A 14,471-nucleotide genomic window follows, 5' to 3' on the forward strand; every position below is an offset into this window, starting at 1 on the left:
GCCCGCTCCGGCCCTGTCGCACCCCGCCAGGGGGCCTGCCTGCCTGCCCCCGACGCTTTTTTTGACGGGGCGCCGGACCGCCCTCCTAATGCCGCGGACAGGTCGGTAGCGGCCTGTAGCAGCCACGCCCGGAGGAAGTCCGATGCAGGATGGAAGCGCCAGCCCCCTGAGCCCCGAGGCTCCATCGTCACCGGCGTCCGCCGAGGTCCCCGTCGACGCGCGCGGTCCCGAGGCCGACATCGTGTCCACCCACGTCCTGGTGCCGGAGGAGCAGGTCCAGAAGCTGCGCGAGCTGGCCCGGCGCACCCGCATCCACCAGAGCGAGTACCTCCGCGAGGCGGTAGACGACCTGCTCGGCAAGTACGGCCGTGGCACGCCCAAGGAGGAAGGCCAGTCATGAGCGCCGTGGCCTTCGGCACCCGCTCCTTCTCGTCTCGCACCCGAGAGCCGGCCCCCGCCGCGCTGGTCCGCGACTCGGACGCCGTCCGCGCCCCGCGCACCCGCCTGGCCGCCGAGCGACCTGCCTCCATCCGCGAGGCCATCGTCCGCTGGCTGGACCAGGAGCTGTGAGCCCCGCGTCCGGCCCCTCCCTGGAGGCTGGACCGGAGGACGGGGTAGGCTGGGGACTCCTCTTGCACAGGAGTTCCCACACCCCATGCGTCTTCCCTTCCTGACCGCCGCCCTCGCCTTCGTCGCCACCGGCTGTGCGACCTCGGGCGGCTTCGACAAGCTGTACCCCGGCATGTCGTCCCAGCAGGTCGTGGAGGCGATGGGCACGGGGCCGTCGCGCGCCGAGGAGTACCCCGACAAGTCCACCGCCTGGTACTACGGCGAGGACCGGTGCGTGCTCATGCGCGAGGACAAGCTGGTCTCCAAGGCCACCTCCGACGAGAAGGCCGCCCTGAACACGCCCGTTGTCTCCGTGCGCGACACCGCGAAGGCGTACTGCGCTCCGGAGGGCCACGCCCAGAAGGTCAAGCGCGAGCAGGAGATTGAGACTCCGTTCGGCACCATCAAGGGCGACCTCAACCCAGCCGCCGCCGTGAAGAAGGTGAAGGGCGTGGTGACGGGTAACAAGGAAGCGCCGGCCGAGCAGTCCGAGCAGGCCACCACGCCGGCGCCGTAACCCAATCCTCCGAAAAGCCCGGGGCCGCGTGCGAGGACTCGCCGCGGCCCCGTTGCTTTCGTGAGTCCGTGGGCCGCCAGGAGGCCGTCAGGCGGAGGGCGCCGTGGCCCCGCCGTCCTTGTCGTCCAGCTTGCCGGCGATGTCCCGGAAGGACAGGTGGCCGACGGAGAGCAGGATGAGGCCAATCACCACCTGCTGCACCGTCTGGCTCAGCCACATGACGTTGGCGTAGGCCAGCCCGCTGGCGTTCACCACGGTGGCAGGGAGGAAGAGGCCGAGGCCCACCTTGGTGGCGGCCTGGAAGGTGCCCATCATCCCCGGCGCGGCGGGAATCATGATGCCCACCACCAGCACGCCGAGGACGACGTAGGCCTGGAAGAACGACAGCGTCATCGGCTGGCAGGCCGAGCCCGGCGCCGCGCCCGAACAGTCGAACGCGTTGGCCAGCAGGGCCATGCCGGCGCCGTTCACGCCCCAGTACAGCACCGTGTAGAGGAAGAAGAGGGCAATCTGCTTCCTCTCCGGGAGCTGCCGCATGGCGCCGACGAAGGTGTCGACGATGTCCGCGACTTTGTGGGCCACGCCCGGGGCCAGGCGGCCCACGGTGGCGCGCACGAGGCGAACGGTGCGCTCCTGCTGCCAGAGGCCGAAGAGGAGGAACGCGAGCCCGCCGCCGAACACGCCGAAGAGCACCCAGGAGCCCCACTTGACGTAGCGGATCTCCGGCGTCTCCGTGGGGACGAAGAAGAGCAGCACGCGCATCATCGCCGCGACTGTCAGGCCGTCCACGATGCGCTCCAGCACCACGGACGTCATGGCGGCGCTGCGGCGGATGGAGCTGCGCTGGGCGATGAGGAAGGGCCGGGCGAACTCGCCCAGGCGGAAGGGCAGCACCAGCAGCATCATGAAGCCGATGCCGGACGCCTCGTTGAGCTTGCGGAAGGGCACCTTCTCCAGGCCCGACAGCAGGCACCCCCACCGCAGGGTGCGGAACACGTGGATGGCGAGGAGGCAGCCGCAGTACGGCACCAGCCACGCGTAGTTGGCCGCCTTGAGGCTGGCGATCTGGGTGGCCCAGTCCGTGTCACGGAAGGCCCACCACATGAAGACGAAGGTGACCAGCAGACTGGCCAGCAGCTTGACGGCACGTTTCACGGCGGCCGGGTATACCGTCAGTCCAGGTCAGACTCCAGCGCCTCACCGGCCAGCAGCCTGGAGGGGTTGTCCTTCATGAGACGGGCGAAGGCCTGCTCCCCTGCCCTACCCCGGAGCTCGGCCAGCGAGCGGCCCACCCAGTCCCGGGCCCCTACCGGGGCGTGCAGGTCCGTGGCGGCCACCGCGTACAGGCCCTCGTCCAGGAAGGCCCGGGACAGCTTCTTCGGCATGGGGCCGTAGCGGCCGATGAGCGCCCCCACGTCGAGTTGGAGCAGCGCCCCCGCCCGCACCGCCTCCGCCGCGCGGCCCTTGCGCTCGAACTCCAGGCAGCGCTCGGGGTGCGCCAGCAGGGGCACCACGCCCTTGGTGCGGATGCGGAAGAGGATGTCCGGCAGGGCCGGCACGGGCGCGGTGTAGGGCAATTCCACCAGGGCATAGCGGCCCGGCCCCAGCGTCCGCGCCGAGGGCGTGCCCAGGCCGCGCAGGAAGGCGTCGTCGAGCACGTTCTCCGCGTTGCGCCCCAGCGTCAGGGGGATGCGCTCGCGGGCCAGCGCCGCGGCCAGTTCGTCGCGGCGCGCGTCCACCACCTCGACGGGGGCGTACTCGGGGCGGGCGTGGGGGCTGGGGGCGACGGTGGAGAAGCCGAGGTCGACCAGGGCGCGCGCCATCTCCAGTGCGTCTTCGAGAGAGCGGGCGCCGTCATCCACCCCGGGCAGCAGGTGGCAGTGCAGGTCGACGAAGCCGCTCACGCGTCTCCGCCCTGCCTGTCTGGGTGGTGGGAGGGGGGCAGCTCGTCCTCATGCTCATCCGCCTGACGGTCGGGCACGCGGTACTCCTCGCCGAGCCAGCGGCCGAGGTCCACCGCGCGGCAGCGGCGGGAGCAGAAGGGGAAGGAGGGGTTCTCCCCTCTCGGGGGAACGGGCTTCTGGCAGATGGAACACTTCGAGGCGCTCATGATGGATGGCCTCTAGATAAGCGTTGACGCTCGCGCGAGCCAGGATGTTTCGTGCCCGGCCTCTCGCAGGAGGTCCATGCCATGAAGGTCCAGCGAATCACGGAGCCCGGCGGTCCCGAAGTGCTCTCCATGGAGGAGCGGCCCGAGCCCGTTCCCGGCCCTGGAGAGATTCTGGTGCGCGTGCGGGCCTCCGCGCTCAACCGGGCGGACCTGCTGCAGATTCGTGGCTTCTACCCCGCCCCGCCGGACGTGCCGCCGGACGTGCCGGGCCTGGAGTACGCGGGCGAGGTAGCGGCGGTGGGCCCGCGCACGCGGCGCTTCAAGGTCGGCGACCGGGTGATGGGGCTGGTGGGCGGCGGCGCGTGGGCGGAGTCGCTCGTCACGCACGAGCGCGAGGCCCTTCCGATGCCGGAGGGCATGGACTTCGCGGACGCGGCGGCACTGCCGGAGGCGTACCTCACGGCGTACGACGCGCTGGTGCTGCAGGGTGAGCTGAGGCCCGGGGAGACGGTGCTGATTCACGCGGTGGCCAGCGGCGTGGGCTCTGCGGCGGCGCTGCTGTGCCAGGCCTCCGGTGCGCGCGTGGTGGGCACGGGGCGCAGCGCGGCCAAGCTGGCGCGGGCCTCCGAGTGGGGCGTGGCGCGCACGGTGCTGTGCGAGTCCTCGCCGCCGCGCTTCGCGGACGCTGTGAAGGAGGCGACGGGCGGCCGGGGCGCGGACCTGTGCCTGGACCTGGTGGGCGGGGACTATCTGCCGGAGACGCTGGATGCGCTGGCGCCTCGCGGGCGGGCGATGCTGGTGGGGATGGTGGCGGGGACCACCACGGAGCTGAACCTGGGGATGGTGCTGGTGAAGCGGCTGCGCGTCACGGGCACCGTGCTGCGCAGCCGGCCCCTGGAGGAGAAGATTGCCCTGTCACAGAGCGCGGAGCGGCACCTGCTGCCGCTGTTCCGCTCGGGCGCGCTGAAGCCCGTGGTGGACGCGGTGCTGCCCATGACGGAGCTGCGCCAGGGGCTGGAGCGCATGGCGCGCAACGACTCCGTGGGCAAGCTGGTGGTGCGCTGGGAGTGAGCCGCGCCGGGCGGCCCATCGAACCCTCGCGGGCCGGGCGCGCTTCTCATGCTCCCATGTTCACCTCAGCACACGCGCGCGGCAACACCTGGAGGCGCAGTTCGAAGGATGGAGAGCGGATGTTCCCACAACCGCCATGAGCGGGCCCGCCTCCGTCCCGGTGCGCTTCGACTCGCCTGTGAGCCCACCTCATCCCCACTGCCGCGTCTCGACGGCGCTCGGCGGTGAGGGGAAGGCCCAGCGCTCAGCTCACGCGGCCGGGGACGTTCTGGCTGAGCGACTGCCGGGCCAGTTCCTTGGCTCGGTCCGGGTTGAGGATGCCGGCGCCCTCCAGGATGCGCGGGGCCGAGGTGTCGGTGGCGGCTCGCTTTAGCAGGCTGCGCACCTGCGCGTTGGTGAGGCGCGGGTTGATGCGGCGCATCTCCGCGATGGTAGCCGTCACCTGGGGCGCCGCGAAGGAGGTACCATCCGCCGACCGGTTATTCCCCGCCACGCGGATGTCCGTGCCGTCAATCGCCACGGTGACGAACGGGCTGGGCGTGGAGAAGCCGGCGATGCCGTCCGGCTGCGCTCCTGTGGAGGCCCCCACCACCACGGTGTTGCGGTTGAAGAGCACCGACCTCGCGAAGTCCCGGTCCCCGCGGATGCCCAGCTTCCGCAGCTCTTTCAGCGTGGCTCCCTCGTTGCCGGCCGCGACGACGTGGAGAATGCCCTTGCGCTCCAGCTTGTCCGACATCGTGTTGTAGCGGGCCTTGGCCTGGAGGATCCGCGGGCTGGTCTCGAAGATGCGGTCCACCCGTGCCACGAGCGCCTTGAGGAGGGCCTTGTTGCTGGCGTTCTCGGGCAGCCCCATTTCTCGGGCAAGATACTGAAGGCCTCCAGGCTGGGCCCTCGCTTGGACGAAGACCTGCGTGGCCATGTCCACCTCGCTGAGGCCCTGCGACTGGTTGATGACCCGAATCTTCCCGGGGTTGCTGAGCACGGACTGGATGGCGTTGGCGGTGCTGTCGAGGAAGCCGGAGACACTCTGCTCGATGACCTGGTTGAGCGGACCCCTCCCGCTGGTGCCGACCTCCACCTGCCGGATGCCGGATGCGCGCGTGGAGGGGCTGTTCGCCCGGACGACGTACCGCACCTTGTCTCCGTGAGTGTTGCCGGGGCCGAAGTCATCGAAGAGGGCTACGGTATCGTCGGCGGTCCTGGACGAGCGGCCCGCTGTCTTCGCCACGGCCTCCTGCGAGCGAGCGCTTCGCGAGCCCTCGGCCCTGGCGGTGTTCGGGCCATCGAGCACCTTGCCCAGGCGGCGGTCGCCCGCCTCGAAGGAGCTGCGGTAGCGGGCGTCGGCCAGGGCGACCTGGCCCCTGCCGGTTGGCGGGGAGGGGCGCGCGGCGGCGCGCGCGGCGCTGAGCGGGGCAGCAGGGCGGGTGACATCGGCGGGGCGGATGCTGCGGCGAAGCACATTCATGGTCGTTGCTCCTGCGGGTGGGGAAGGCAATGCAGGGACCAGAGGCGCTGACTAGGGCGTGAAGCGCACAGTGGCCGGGGTGCTGAACCTTCTGCCGCCCTGGCCGAAGGTGTACTGGGTCTCCAGTCTCGCCGAGAGTCGCGAGTTGAACTGGCGCGTGACACCGAGGGTCAAACGCAGGCAGGTCTTCGGCCTCGTCGGACAGAGGCCACGCAGTGGTTGCGTCATCCTCCAAGGCAGCAGGAACGCCCGGCCGCACTGCTGCCGCGGGCCAGAAGAGCATGGTCGGCGTCAACTCAGTTCAGGCCAGGCTCAACCAAGATCGCTTCGAAGCTGCCGCCAAGAAGAGCGCGGCCAAGACTCAATGCGCATTGCACGCCCCCGTGCAAAACAAGCCCGGCCAGCGAGCGCGCGCACTGGAGGTGACCCGTCAGGCTCCCATAGGGTCAGTGGGCGCGGCGATCCGGCCCACATTGGAGACAGCATTCTCCGTGGCCAATGAGCTCTTCGCCGGGAAGATTGGGGACTTCTACGAGCGAAACCGGGACTTGCTCAATAAACCCGCCACGGATGAGAACATCGCCGACTTCGTGAGGCGTGAGAACGAGCATTTCAGCGCGGAGGGGAACTGGGCTGCATGGGCGTTTGACAGAGTCCTGGGCGAGGGCTGGCGAGAAAATCAAATAAAGGAGAATCGGGACGAGCAGCTCCGTGGTCAGTAGGTCCCGCGCGCTCCAGGATTGAAGTGCAGCCCCGCGCCGGGCGGACAACACCGCGCTGCCCCAAGGTTCAAGTAGGCAAGGAAGCTTCAGTGGCCATCATTGCCCCCTGAAGCATCCCCTCACCGGCAGGAAGCCACCCAACGCTCCCCACGTTGGTCGTGGCTTCAGCACCACAGCGCCAGACCGTAAGACCTCGGCGCGCTCCGCGCCGCTGCAAACCCTTGCGTCTGGACTGGCTTGTCCTTCCTCAAGCCGAGGCCGCAACCCGCTGCCGTGAAACCTTGACACCCCGTCCCAGCCCTTCCCAGGCACCGAGTGCCCCGGGAGCCGACCCGCCATGAAAACGAATGAAGCCAGCGCCGCCAGCAGGAAGACTCCCGGCCAGATGCCTCGGGTCGACCTCAGCCAACTGGGGCCTGGCATACGCATCAACCATTACGAGCTCATCCGCCAGCTCGGCAGTGGTGGCATGGGCACCGTCTTCCTCGCGCGCGACACCCGGCTGGGCCGCCGTGTGGCCATCAAGGTCCTGCATACACAGGACTCCGAATTCACCCGCCGCTTCCTCCTCGAAGCGCGCGCCACCGCGCAGTGCAGTCACGAAAACATCGTCGTCATCCATGAAGTCGGCGAAGCCGGCGGCAGTCCGTACATGGTCCTGGAGTTTCTCCAGGGCCAGCCGCTCAGCCATCTCCTCAAGGCCAGCCCTCCACGCCTGCCACCCGCCCGTGCGGTGGAGCTGATGACGCCCGTGCTCCGCGCCCTGGCCTGCGCCCACGAGCGGAACATCGTCCATCGGGACCTCAAGCCCGATAACATCCTGGTGACGGACTCGGGCACCATCAAGGTGCTGGACTTCGGCATCGCCAAGGTGCTCCGCGCCGAGGAGCAGGGAACCGAGACGTCCCCGAAGGCGGTCATGGCGGAGCTTCGCGCCCTCGCGCACTCCGGCGCACGCGACGAGGTCGTCCACGTCACGCGCCAGGGCGCGTTGCTCGGCACGATGGCGTACATGTCCCCGGAGCAGTGGGGCAGCGGTGCGTCCGTCGACCACCGGACGGACATCTGGGCGGTGGGTATCATGCTCTTCCGGATGCTCGCGGGCCGGCATCCGCTGGACCCGCTGCGCGGCCACCAGCTCATGGTTACCGGGCTGCTCGACGAGCCCATGCCCCTGCTGCGCGATGTGGCTCCCGATGTGCCCGAGGGGCTGGCCGGCGTCGTCGACCGCTGCCTGCTCAAGCGCAAGGAGGAGCGTGTCCGGGACGCGCTCGAACTGCTGCGCGCCCTGGAGCCCTTCCAGCCCGGGCGCTACCACCCCGAGGCCCGCATCGACGAGAGCCCCTACGCGGGCCTCAGCTCCTTCCAGGAGGCGGACGCGAGCCGCTTCTTCGGCCGCTCCCGGGAGACCGCGGCGCTGGTGCACCGCATCCAGGACCGGCCGTTGATCGGCGTCGTCGGCCCCTCGGGTGCCGGAAAGTCGTCCTTCGTGCGGGCCGGCCTGGTGCCCGTGCTCAAGCGCTCCGGCGAGCCCTGGGAGTCTCTTGTCATCCGGCCCGGCCGCAATCCCCTGGCGGCGCTGGCGAGCATGGTGGCGCCCTTCATCACCTCCTCCCTCTCGGTGGAGGAGGACATCCGCAAGCAGCAGCAGCTTGCCGACCACCTTCGGGCCCAGCCCGGCTACGTCGGGTCGGTGCTGCGCAGCCGGGCCCGGCGCGAGCGCAGGCGCATCCTGCTCTTCGTGGACCAGTTCGAGGAGCTCTACACGCTCGTGTCCGACGCCGCGGAGCGTCAGGCCTTCACCGCGTGCCTGTCCGGTATCGCCGATGACGCCACGTCCCCCATCCGCGTCGTCCTTTCCCTCCGCTCCGATTTCCTGGACCGCGTCTCCGAGGACGAGCGGTTCATGGCGGAGCTGTGGCAGGGATTGTTCTTCCTGGGCACTCCCAACGGCGAGGGGCTCAGGGATGCGCTGGTGCAGCCCGCGGAGCTGGCCGGGTACCGGTTCGAGACGCCTGCCATCGTCGACCAGATGCTCCAGCACCTGGAGTCGACACCAGGTGCCCTGCCCCTGCTGCAGTTCGCCGCCACGCAACTCTGGGAGGCTCGAGACCCCGCGCAGCGGCTGCTCACCGAGAGCGCCTACCAACGGCTGGGCGGCATCACCGGAGCGCTCGCGACACATGCGGACAGCGTGCTCGCCAGGATGTCGGCCTCGGAGCGGAACCTGGTGCGGGCCGTGTTCCTCCGGCTGGTGACCCCCGAGCGCACGCGCGCCATCGTGTCCCAGGAGGAGCTGCGTGAGCTGTCCGGGAACACAGGGGAACTGAGACAGGTCATCGACCATCTCGTGCAGGCGCGACTGCTCGTCACCCAGACGGGAGGGGGCGCCAACGGGGCGTCCGTGGAGCTGGTGCACGAGTCGCTCATCCACGGCTGGCCCACCCTGCTCCGGTGGCTCGACGAGGGGCAGGAGGACGCGGCCTTCATCGAGCAGCTCCGCAACGCGGCCCGGCAGTGGCAGGCCAAGGCCCGCGATACCGGCCTGCTCTGGCGCGGGGAGATGGTGGACGAGGCGCGGCGCTTCCAGCGGCGCTATCCGCGGGAGCTGCCAGAGCTCCAGCGCGCCTTCCTGGACGCGGTCTTCGCCTGTTCGGCCCGGGCCACGCGGCTCCGGCGGGCCCTGCTGGCGGGTTCCACGACAGTCCTCGTCCTGCTGGTCGTGGCGGCGGTGGTGGCGCTGCTGGTCATCAGCGACGCGCAGCAGGAGGCGGAACGGCAGGCCGAGCTGGCCCTGAGCGCCGAGGCCACGGCGCGCGCCGCCGAGTCGATGGCCAAGGCGGCCGAAGTGGAGGCGAAACGGCGACTGGCAGAGGTCCAGGCGAAGGAGCTGGAGCGTCAGGCGGCGCAGCTCCGCGCGGAGCAGGCCAGCGCCCAGGTCGCGCTCGCCAACGACGAGCTGGTGCACAGGAACGTGGCGCTGCGCTCGTCCCTGAAGCGAACCCAGCAGGCCCAGCGGCGAGCCCGGCTCGCGAAGCGCCACGCGGAGATTGCCGCGGAGGAGGCACGCAAGGCGACGAGGGAAACCCAGCGGCTCCTGGAGCGAGAGATGGAACGTGCCCAGCGCCTCGAGTCCTCGCTCGGCAGTCCGTTCATCAAGTCACTCAAGTGAGGTCTCCGTGATTCGAATGAAGAGAAGGGCCCTGCCCGGTCTCGCGCTGGCAATGGCCTGGATGATGTCGTGGGCGACTGCCGCGGAGGCGCAGCAGGCACGGACCTCGCTCGGCGCGAGCGATGGCCGCCCGTGGGCGCGCGGTGTCACGGAGCAGGACGAGCAGGCCGCGCGGGCACTGTTCCAGGAGGCCAACGAGCGACTGGAGGAGTCCGTCTTCGTCGAGGCCGTCCGGCGGTACCACAGGGCGCTCAAGCACTGGAACCACCCCGCCATCCATTACAACCTGGCGTTGGCGCTGATGAACCTGGACCGGCCCGTCGAGGTCCACGAGCACCTCGTGGCGGCGATGGCGCATGGGCCGGAGCCGCTGGACACGGGGCGGTTCGAGCACGCGCTCGGGTACAAGTCGCTCATCGAGAAGCAGCTCGCGTGGCTGGACGTGTCGTGTGACATCCCTGGCGCCACGGTGACAATGAATGGTCGGCAGCTGTTCTCGGCGCCGGGACGGTTCAAGGGGCTGGTCCGGCCCGGCATGCACAGCCTCGTGGCGCTCAAGGCGGGTTACCTGCCGACAGAGAAGGGCCAGCCGCTCATGCCGGGAGAGAAGGTGCAGGTCCAGCTCAAGCTGTACACCGCGGACGACGTCACCCGCTATCGTCGGCGGTGGTCTGGCTGGCTCCCCTGGTCGGTGATGGGCGCGGGAATGGCGGTCGCCGGAAGCGGCGCGCTCCTGCACCAGAGGGCACAAGACCGACTCGATGCGCTCGACACTGAGGTCGCCGCTTGCACGGAGGGCTGTTTCCCAGGTCCGACCGTCGTGAGGCTGCGAAATCAGGCCGATACCCTTCAGAACGTCGCGGTCGGCTCCTATGTCATCGCCGGAGCCGCGCTGACCACGGGCGCGGTGCTCCTCTACCTCAATCGCTCACAGCCCTATCGGGTGAACCCGGATGCTCCCGGACAAGAGTTGCTCGTCACCCCGCTCGTCGGGTCCGGTTCGGGCGGCGTCTTGGGAACGCTCCGTTTTTGATGAGGCCCTCCATGCGTCAAGACCTGTCCTTCCAGTTCCGGCTCGGCCATGCACTGCTGGCCATCCTCTGCCTTCTGTTCCTGTCCTGCATCCAATCCGAGAGCACCACCTGTCCATCAGGGCTGCTCTGTGCTTCGGGCATGAAGTGCGCAGCCAGACAGGATGCATGCATCCTTGACGACTGCGGCGATGGGGTCATCCAGCCCGGCGAAGCCTGTGACGATGGCAACATCACCGGCGCCGATGGCTGTAGCCCGGACTGCAAGTCGTTGGAGCTATGTGGGAACGACATCGTGGACACCGCCGTGCACGAGAATTGCGACGATGGCAATGCCATCGGGTCAGACGGATGCAGCGCTGACTGTAAATCAAACGAAGAGTGCGGCAATGACTTCGTTGATGCCGACGAGACGTGCGATGACGGCAATCATGATGATGGTGATGGATGCAGCGCGGACTGCCAATCCGACGAGACCTGTGGCAATGACCTCATCGACATCGACGAGAGTTGCGATGACGGCAACCAGGTGAATGGCGATGGATGTAGCGCCGATTGTCAATCGGACGAGAGCTGCGGCAATGGCATTCTCGATCCCGGTGAGGTGTGCGACGACGGCAACGAAGAGAGTGGCGACGGCTGCAGTGCGACTTGCGCCTCTGAAGAATGTGGCAATCAAGTCGTGGATGCCAACGAGACATGCGACGACGGCAACAAGGTGGGGGGCGACGGTTGCAGCGCTGTTTGCCGGGCGGAAGAGGGGTGTGGCAATGGCATTAAAAACGCCAACGAGGAGTGTGACGACGGCAATTACTTCAATGACGATGACTGCTTGTCGTCATGTGTCCTGGCCAGATGTGGCGATGGATTCATGGACCAAACCCCTCCTGTTATAGAGGAGTGCGACGATGGCAATGCCCTTGCCTGTGGGACCTGCGGGCAAGGCTGCCAGGTGCGTCAGGACTCCAGTATCGCCAGCGGGTATTTCGAAGCCGTCGAGGGGGGCCTAATTGCGGATGGCGAAATATTCTCCATCAGTGATGGTCGAGCCCGACTGTTCTTCGAGTTCAACAAGACAGGGCAAGTACCCGATTCTCATGTCGAAGTATCTATCGGTGATGGGACTGCTGCGCGGGGTGTGGCCTGGGCGATGGCGGTTGCCATCACGAAGCAAATCTCCAATGGGAAGTTGGACATCCAGGTGACGGGGCCCGGAGACAAAGACGCACTGGTGCGTCTGGATAACGTTGCCCCCGGCACCCACGGAAATCAGGCCCTCATCGAGTCCGTAAAGGACCGGGGCTTCCTGGCAGAGGGGATGAGTGAGGGCGCAGGCCACGACTGCCCCGAGGGGACCCGCTGCACACGCAATGAGGACTGTGCGGGAGGCGATGACGGCAGAATCGGGAAGTGCAAGGGGGGAAACGCGGATGCGGGAACTGTCGGTAGCTGCATCCTTGTGCGCCCCTGAAAGCCGACCGTTGCGCCTCGGCTCAGTCCCTCTATCCTGCGCCGCCATGGCTACCCACTTCGACCCCAGCGCCGCCGCCCAGCCGGGCTCCGGCGTCTTCGGCCTCCCCCACTCGCCCGACGAGGCCCACGTCGTCCTCATCCCCGTCCCCTTCGAGGCCACCACCAGCTATGGCGGCGGTACCTCCGAGGGCCCCGCCGCCGTCCTCGACGCCAGCCGGCAGGTGGACCTCTTCGACGTGGAGACGGGCCGCCCCTACGAGCGCGGCATCGCCATGCTCCCCGAGCCCCAGGAGCTGCGCGACTGGAACACCCAGGCCAAGGAGCGCGCCCAGGTCGTCATCGAGGCCGGTGGCATCCACTCCGGCGAGGCCGAGCTGCTCCAGGCCGCGAAAGACGTCAACGCCCTCTGCGACCAGATGAACGAGTACGTCTACCGCACCGCGAAGCACTGGTTGGAGCAGGGCAAGCGCGTGGGCGCCGTGGGCGGTGACCACTCCATCTCCTACGGCATCATCCGCGCCCACGCGGAGAAGTACCCCGGCATGGGCGTGCTCCACCTGGACGCGCACGCCGACCTGCGCGTGGCCTACGAGGGCTTCACCTGGTCCCACGCGTCCATCATGTACAACGTCGCCGAGCGCATCCCTGGCGTGAAGACGCTCGTCCAGGTGGGCCTTCGCGACATGAGCGCGGAGGAGCACGGCTACATCGAGGGCTCCAAGGGCCGCGTCCACGGCTTCTTCGACGCCGCCCTCCAGAACAAGCGCTTCGACGGCATCCCCTGGAACCGGCAGGTGGATGAAATGGTCGCCCTGCTGCCCCAGCACGTCTACCTGTCCTTCGACATCGACGGGATGGACCCGGTGCTCTGCCCGCACACGGGCACCCCGGTGCCGGGCGGCCTGTCCTTCCCCGAGACGGTGGCGCTCATCTCCGGCGTCGTCCGCTCCGGCCGCACCATCGTCGGCTTCGACCTCACCGAGGTCTCCCCGGATCCAGAGGGCGGCGAGTGGGACGGTAACGTCGGCGCGCGCCTGCTCTACAAGATGATTGGCTGGATGCTGAAGTCGCAGAAGTCCTGAGCGCCGCGGGTTCCGGGCCCCCGGGCCCGGTCACCCGCCCCGGGGCAGCAGCAGGCTGAACGTGGAGCCCTGGCCGGGGCGGGACACCGCCGACAGCGCCCCGCCGTGCAGGCGCGCCAGCTCCGAGGCCACGTGGAGCCCCAGCCCCGTCACGCCGGCGGGGCCCGTCTGGAAGGGCGTGAAGAGTCGGGGCACTTCCTCCTCGGGAATGCCCGGCCCCGAGTCCTTCACCTGCACCGTCACCAGCGAGCGCGACGCCTGCAGCTCCACCGTCACCTCGCTCCGGTCCGGGCTCTGCCGCACGGCATTGCCCAGCAGCACGTCGAAAATCTGGCGGATGCGCTCCGTGTCGATGCGCAGCGACACCGGCTCCGACGGCGCCACCAGCGTCACCGGCGCATGCGCCCTCCAGGCCATCACCGCGTCACGCAGGTGCCGCGTCAGGTCCGCTTCCACCGGCTGCAGCGCCAGCCCACCCGCCGCAAGCCGCGCCACGTCCTTCAGGTGACGACCCAGCGTCTCCATGGACCGGAGCTGCGCCTCCAGGGACTCCAGCGCCACGCGGTCCACCGCGGGCCCGGCTTCCAGCCGCTTGAGCTGCGCCCGCGCCGTGTCCAGCGGGCCCTGGAGCGTCTGCGCCACCCACTGGCCCAGCACCTCCACGGGCGAGCCCGCGTCCACGGACTCCAAACGCGGCGCGCTGGCCAGGGACTGGCGGATGACCGACTCGAAGTCGGTGATTTCGAAGGGCTTGTGCAGGAAGGCATAGGCCTCCGGCGCCCCCTGCGGCAGCACCGCGCTCAGCAGGATGATGGGCACGTCCTTGAGCCGGGACTCCTGCTTCATCCGGCGGCACAGCTCCACGCCGCTCAGGCGCGGCATCATGTGGTCCGTCACCACCAGTTGGGGCAGACGGGCCTTCGCGAGCCCGAGCGCCTCCTCGCCGTCCCGCGCCCTCAGTACGTCGTGGCCCAGGTCCTCCACCACCTGGCTGAGGACCTCCAACACCGCTGGCTCATCGTCCGCGACCAGGACGAGACTCATGCTTCCACTCCCTCGGCTTCAGTGCGCCTGACGCTACCGGCGCACTGCCAGGATAACGGCCGCCACCCACGGTGCACCGGCACCGGTGGAAGCGCTCGCATCCCGGAGATGCAATCGTTCACGGATGAGCGGACTGGTTTATGAAGGGCAGCGCACCGCTACCAGAGACCTCCGG

Annotated in this window: 14 protein-coding genes; 9 read left to right on the plus strand and 5 right to left on the minus strand. The window is 69.0% G+C overall.

Going from position 1 to position 14,471, the window contains the following annotated elements; all coding sequences use genetic code 11:
* Positions 1–142 precede the first annotated feature (142 nt).
* From G4D85_RS36830 to G4D85_RS36835, 3 genes are all read left to right on the plus strand, one after another.
* On the plus strand, positions 143–400 hold the full coding sequence (locus G4D85_RS36830; RefSeq protein WP_164018778.1) for a ribbon-helix-helix domain-containing protein: 258 nt from the start codon (positions 143–145) through the stop codon (positions 398–400).
* Positions 397–570 (plus strand): hypothetical protein, encoded by a 174-nt coding sequence (locus G4D85_RS49010; protein WP_205525863.1) that lies wholly within the window; start codon positions 397–399, stop codon positions 568–570. Before G4D85_RS36830 ends, G4D85_RS49010 begins: the two co-directional genes overlap by 4 nt.
* An 85-nt stretch (positions 571–655) precedes the next feature.
* Complete coding sequence (locus G4D85_RS36835) at positions 656–1,126, plus strand: hypothetical protein (protein WP_164018779.1); 471 nt, start codon at positions 656–658, stop codon at positions 1,124–1,126.
* Between the two features lie 87 nt (positions 1,127–1,213).
* On the opposite strand, the gene G4D85_RS36840 is transcribed toward G4D85_RS36835, so the two are convergent.
* Genes G4D85_RS36840 through G4D85_RS36850 form a run of 3 tightly spaced genes read right to left on the minus strand, consistent with a single transcriptional unit; the run spans position 1,214 to position 3,236 of the window.
* Positions 1,214–2,281 (minus strand): lysylphosphatidylglycerol synthase transmembrane domain-containing protein, encoded by a 1,068-nt coding sequence (locus G4D85_RS36840; RefSeq protein WP_164018780.1) that lies wholly within the window; start codon positions 2,279–2,281, stop codon positions 1,214–1,216.
* A gap of 17 nt (positions 2,282–2,298) precedes the next feature.
* Positions 2,299–3,030, minus strand: a complete 732-nt coding sequence (locus G4D85_RS36845; RefSeq protein WP_164018781.1) for a tyrosine-protein phosphatase — start codon at positions 3,028–3,030, stop codon at positions 2,299–2,301.
* The gene (locus tag G4D85_RS36850) at positions 3,027–3,236 is read right to left on the minus strand and encodes a DNA gyrase inhibitor YacG (protein WP_164018782.1); all 210 of its coding nucleotides are present in this window, start codon (positions 3,234–3,236) and stop codon (positions 3,027–3,029) included. Before G4D85_RS36850 ends, G4D85_RS36845 begins: the two co-directional genes overlap by 4 nt.
* A gap of 81 nt (positions 3,237–3,317) precedes the next feature.
* On the opposite strand from G4D85_RS36850, the gene G4D85_RS36855 reads away from it, so the two are divergent.
* Positions 3,318–4,307, plus strand: coding sequence for an NAD(P)H-quinone oxidoreductase (locus tag G4D85_RS36855; protein ID WP_164018783.1), 990 nt, complete (start codon positions 3,318–3,320; stop codon positions 4,305–4,307).
* Between the two features lie 244 nt (positions 4,308–4,551).
* Here G4D85_RS36855 and G4D85_RS36860 read toward each other — a convergent pair whose 3' ends face one another.
* Positions 4,552–5,772, minus strand: coding sequence for a S8 family serine peptidase (locus G4D85_RS36860; RefSeq protein ID WP_164018784.1), 1,221 nt, complete (start codon positions 5,770–5,772; stop codon positions 4,552–4,554).
* Positions 5,773–6,053: 281 nt separating this feature from the next.
* On the opposite strand from G4D85_RS36860, the gene G4D85_RS36865 reads away from it, so the two are divergent.
* From G4D85_RS36865 to G4D85_RS36885, 5 genes are all read left to right on the plus strand, one after another.
* A complete protein-coding gene (locus G4D85_RS36865) occupies positions 6,054–6,494 on the plus strand; it encodes a hypothetical protein (protein ID WP_205525864.1) in 441 nt (146 codons plus the stop codon).
* A 385-nt stretch (positions 6,495–6,879) separates the two neighbouring features.
* Complete coding sequence (locus G4D85_RS36870; RefSeq protein ID WP_240359723.1) at positions 6,880–9,666, plus strand: serine/threonine-protein kinase; 2,787 nt, start codon at positions 6,880–6,882, stop codon at positions 9,664–9,666.
* 16 nt (positions 9,667–9,682) lie between these two features.
* Entirely contained in the window at positions 9,683–10,699 is a 1,017-nt protein-coding gene (locus G4D85_RS36875) for a peptidase associated/transthyretin-like domain-containing protein (RefSeq protein WP_164018787.1), read from the plus strand.
* A gap of 11 nt (positions 10,700–10,710) precedes the next feature.
* Complete coding sequence (locus tag G4D85_RS36880) at positions 10,711–12,168, plus strand: DUF4215 domain-containing protein (protein ID WP_164018788.1); 1,458 nt, start codon at positions 10,711–10,713, stop codon at positions 12,166–12,168.
* Between the two features lie 46 nt (positions 12,169–12,214).
* Positions 12,215–13,252 carry an agmatinase family protein gene (locus tag G4D85_RS36885; RefSeq protein WP_164018789.1) on the plus strand — a complete coding sequence of 346 codons (1,038 nt, stop codon included), beginning with the start codon at positions 12,215–12,217 and terminating at the stop codon, positions 13,250–13,252.
* A 30-nt stretch (positions 13,253–13,282) separates the two neighbouring features.
* On the opposite strand, the gene G4D85_RS36890 is transcribed toward G4D85_RS36885, so the two are convergent.
* A complete protein-coding gene (locus tag G4D85_RS36890) occupies positions 13,283–14,296 on the minus strand; it encodes an ATP-binding response regulator (RefSeq protein WP_164018790.1) in 1,014 nt (337 codons plus the stop codon).
* Positions 14,297–14,471 lie beyond the last annotated feature (175 nt).

Source organism: Pyxidicoccus trucidator (assembly GCF_010894435.1).
GTDB classification, from domain to species: domain Bacteria; phylum Myxococcota; class Myxococcia; order Myxococcales; family Myxococcaceae; genus Myxococcus; species Myxococcus trucidator.

What these genes read in the sequence shown, in the direction of transcription:
- G4D85_RS36830 (WP_164018778.1), top strand. Translation starts at nt 143, where the DNA reads ATGCAGGATGGAAGCGCCAGCCCCCTGAGCCCCGAGGCTCCATCGTCA.
- G4D85_RS49010 (WP_205525863.1), top strand. Translation starts at nt 397, where the DNA reads ATGAGCGCCGTGGCCTTCGGCACCCGCTCCTTCTCGTCTCGCACCCGA.
- G4D85_RS36835 (WP_164018779.1), top strand. Translation starts at nt 656, where the DNA reads ATGCGTCTTCCCTTCCTGACCGCCGCCCTCGCCTTCGTCGCCACCGGC.
- G4D85_RS36850 (WP_164018782.1), bottom strand. Translation starts at nt 3,236, where the DNA reads ATGAGCGCCTCGAAGTGTTCCATCTGCCAGAAGCCCGTTCCCCCGAGA.
- G4D85_RS36855 (WP_164018783.1), top strand. Translation starts at nt 3,318, where the DNA reads ATGAAGGTCCAGCGAATCACGGAGCCCGGCGGTCCCGAAGTGCTCTCC.
- G4D85_RS36860 (WP_164018784.1), bottom strand. Translation starts at nt 5,772, where the DNA reads ATGAATGTGCTTCGCCGCAGCATCCGCCCCGCCGATGTCACCCGCCCT.
- G4D85_RS36865 (WP_205525864.1), top strand. Translation starts at nt 6,054, where the DNA reads ATGGTCGGCGTCAACTCAGTTCAGGCCAGGCTCAACCAAGATCGCTTC.
- G4D85_RS36870 (WP_240359723.1), top strand. Translation starts at nt 6,880, where the DNA reads ATGCCTCGGGTCGACCTCAGCCAACTGGGGCCTGGCATACGCATCAAC.
- G4D85_RS36875 (WP_164018787.1), top strand. Translation starts at nt 9,683, where the DNA reads ATGAAGAGAAGGGCCCTGCCCGGTCTCGCGCTGGCAATGGCCTGGATG.
- G4D85_RS36880 (WP_164018788.1), top strand. Translation starts at nt 10,711, where the DNA reads ATGCGTCAAGACCTGTCCTTCCAGTTCCGGCTCGGCCATGCACTGCTG.
- G4D85_RS36885 (WP_164018789.1), top strand. Translation starts at nt 12,215, where the DNA reads ATGGCTACCCACTTCGACCCCAGCGCCGCCGCCCAGCCGGGCTCCGGC.
- G4D85_RS36890 (WP_164018790.1), bottom strand. Translation starts at nt 14,296, where the DNA reads ATGAGTCTCGTCCTGGTCGCGGACGATGAGCCAGCGGTGTTGGAGGTC.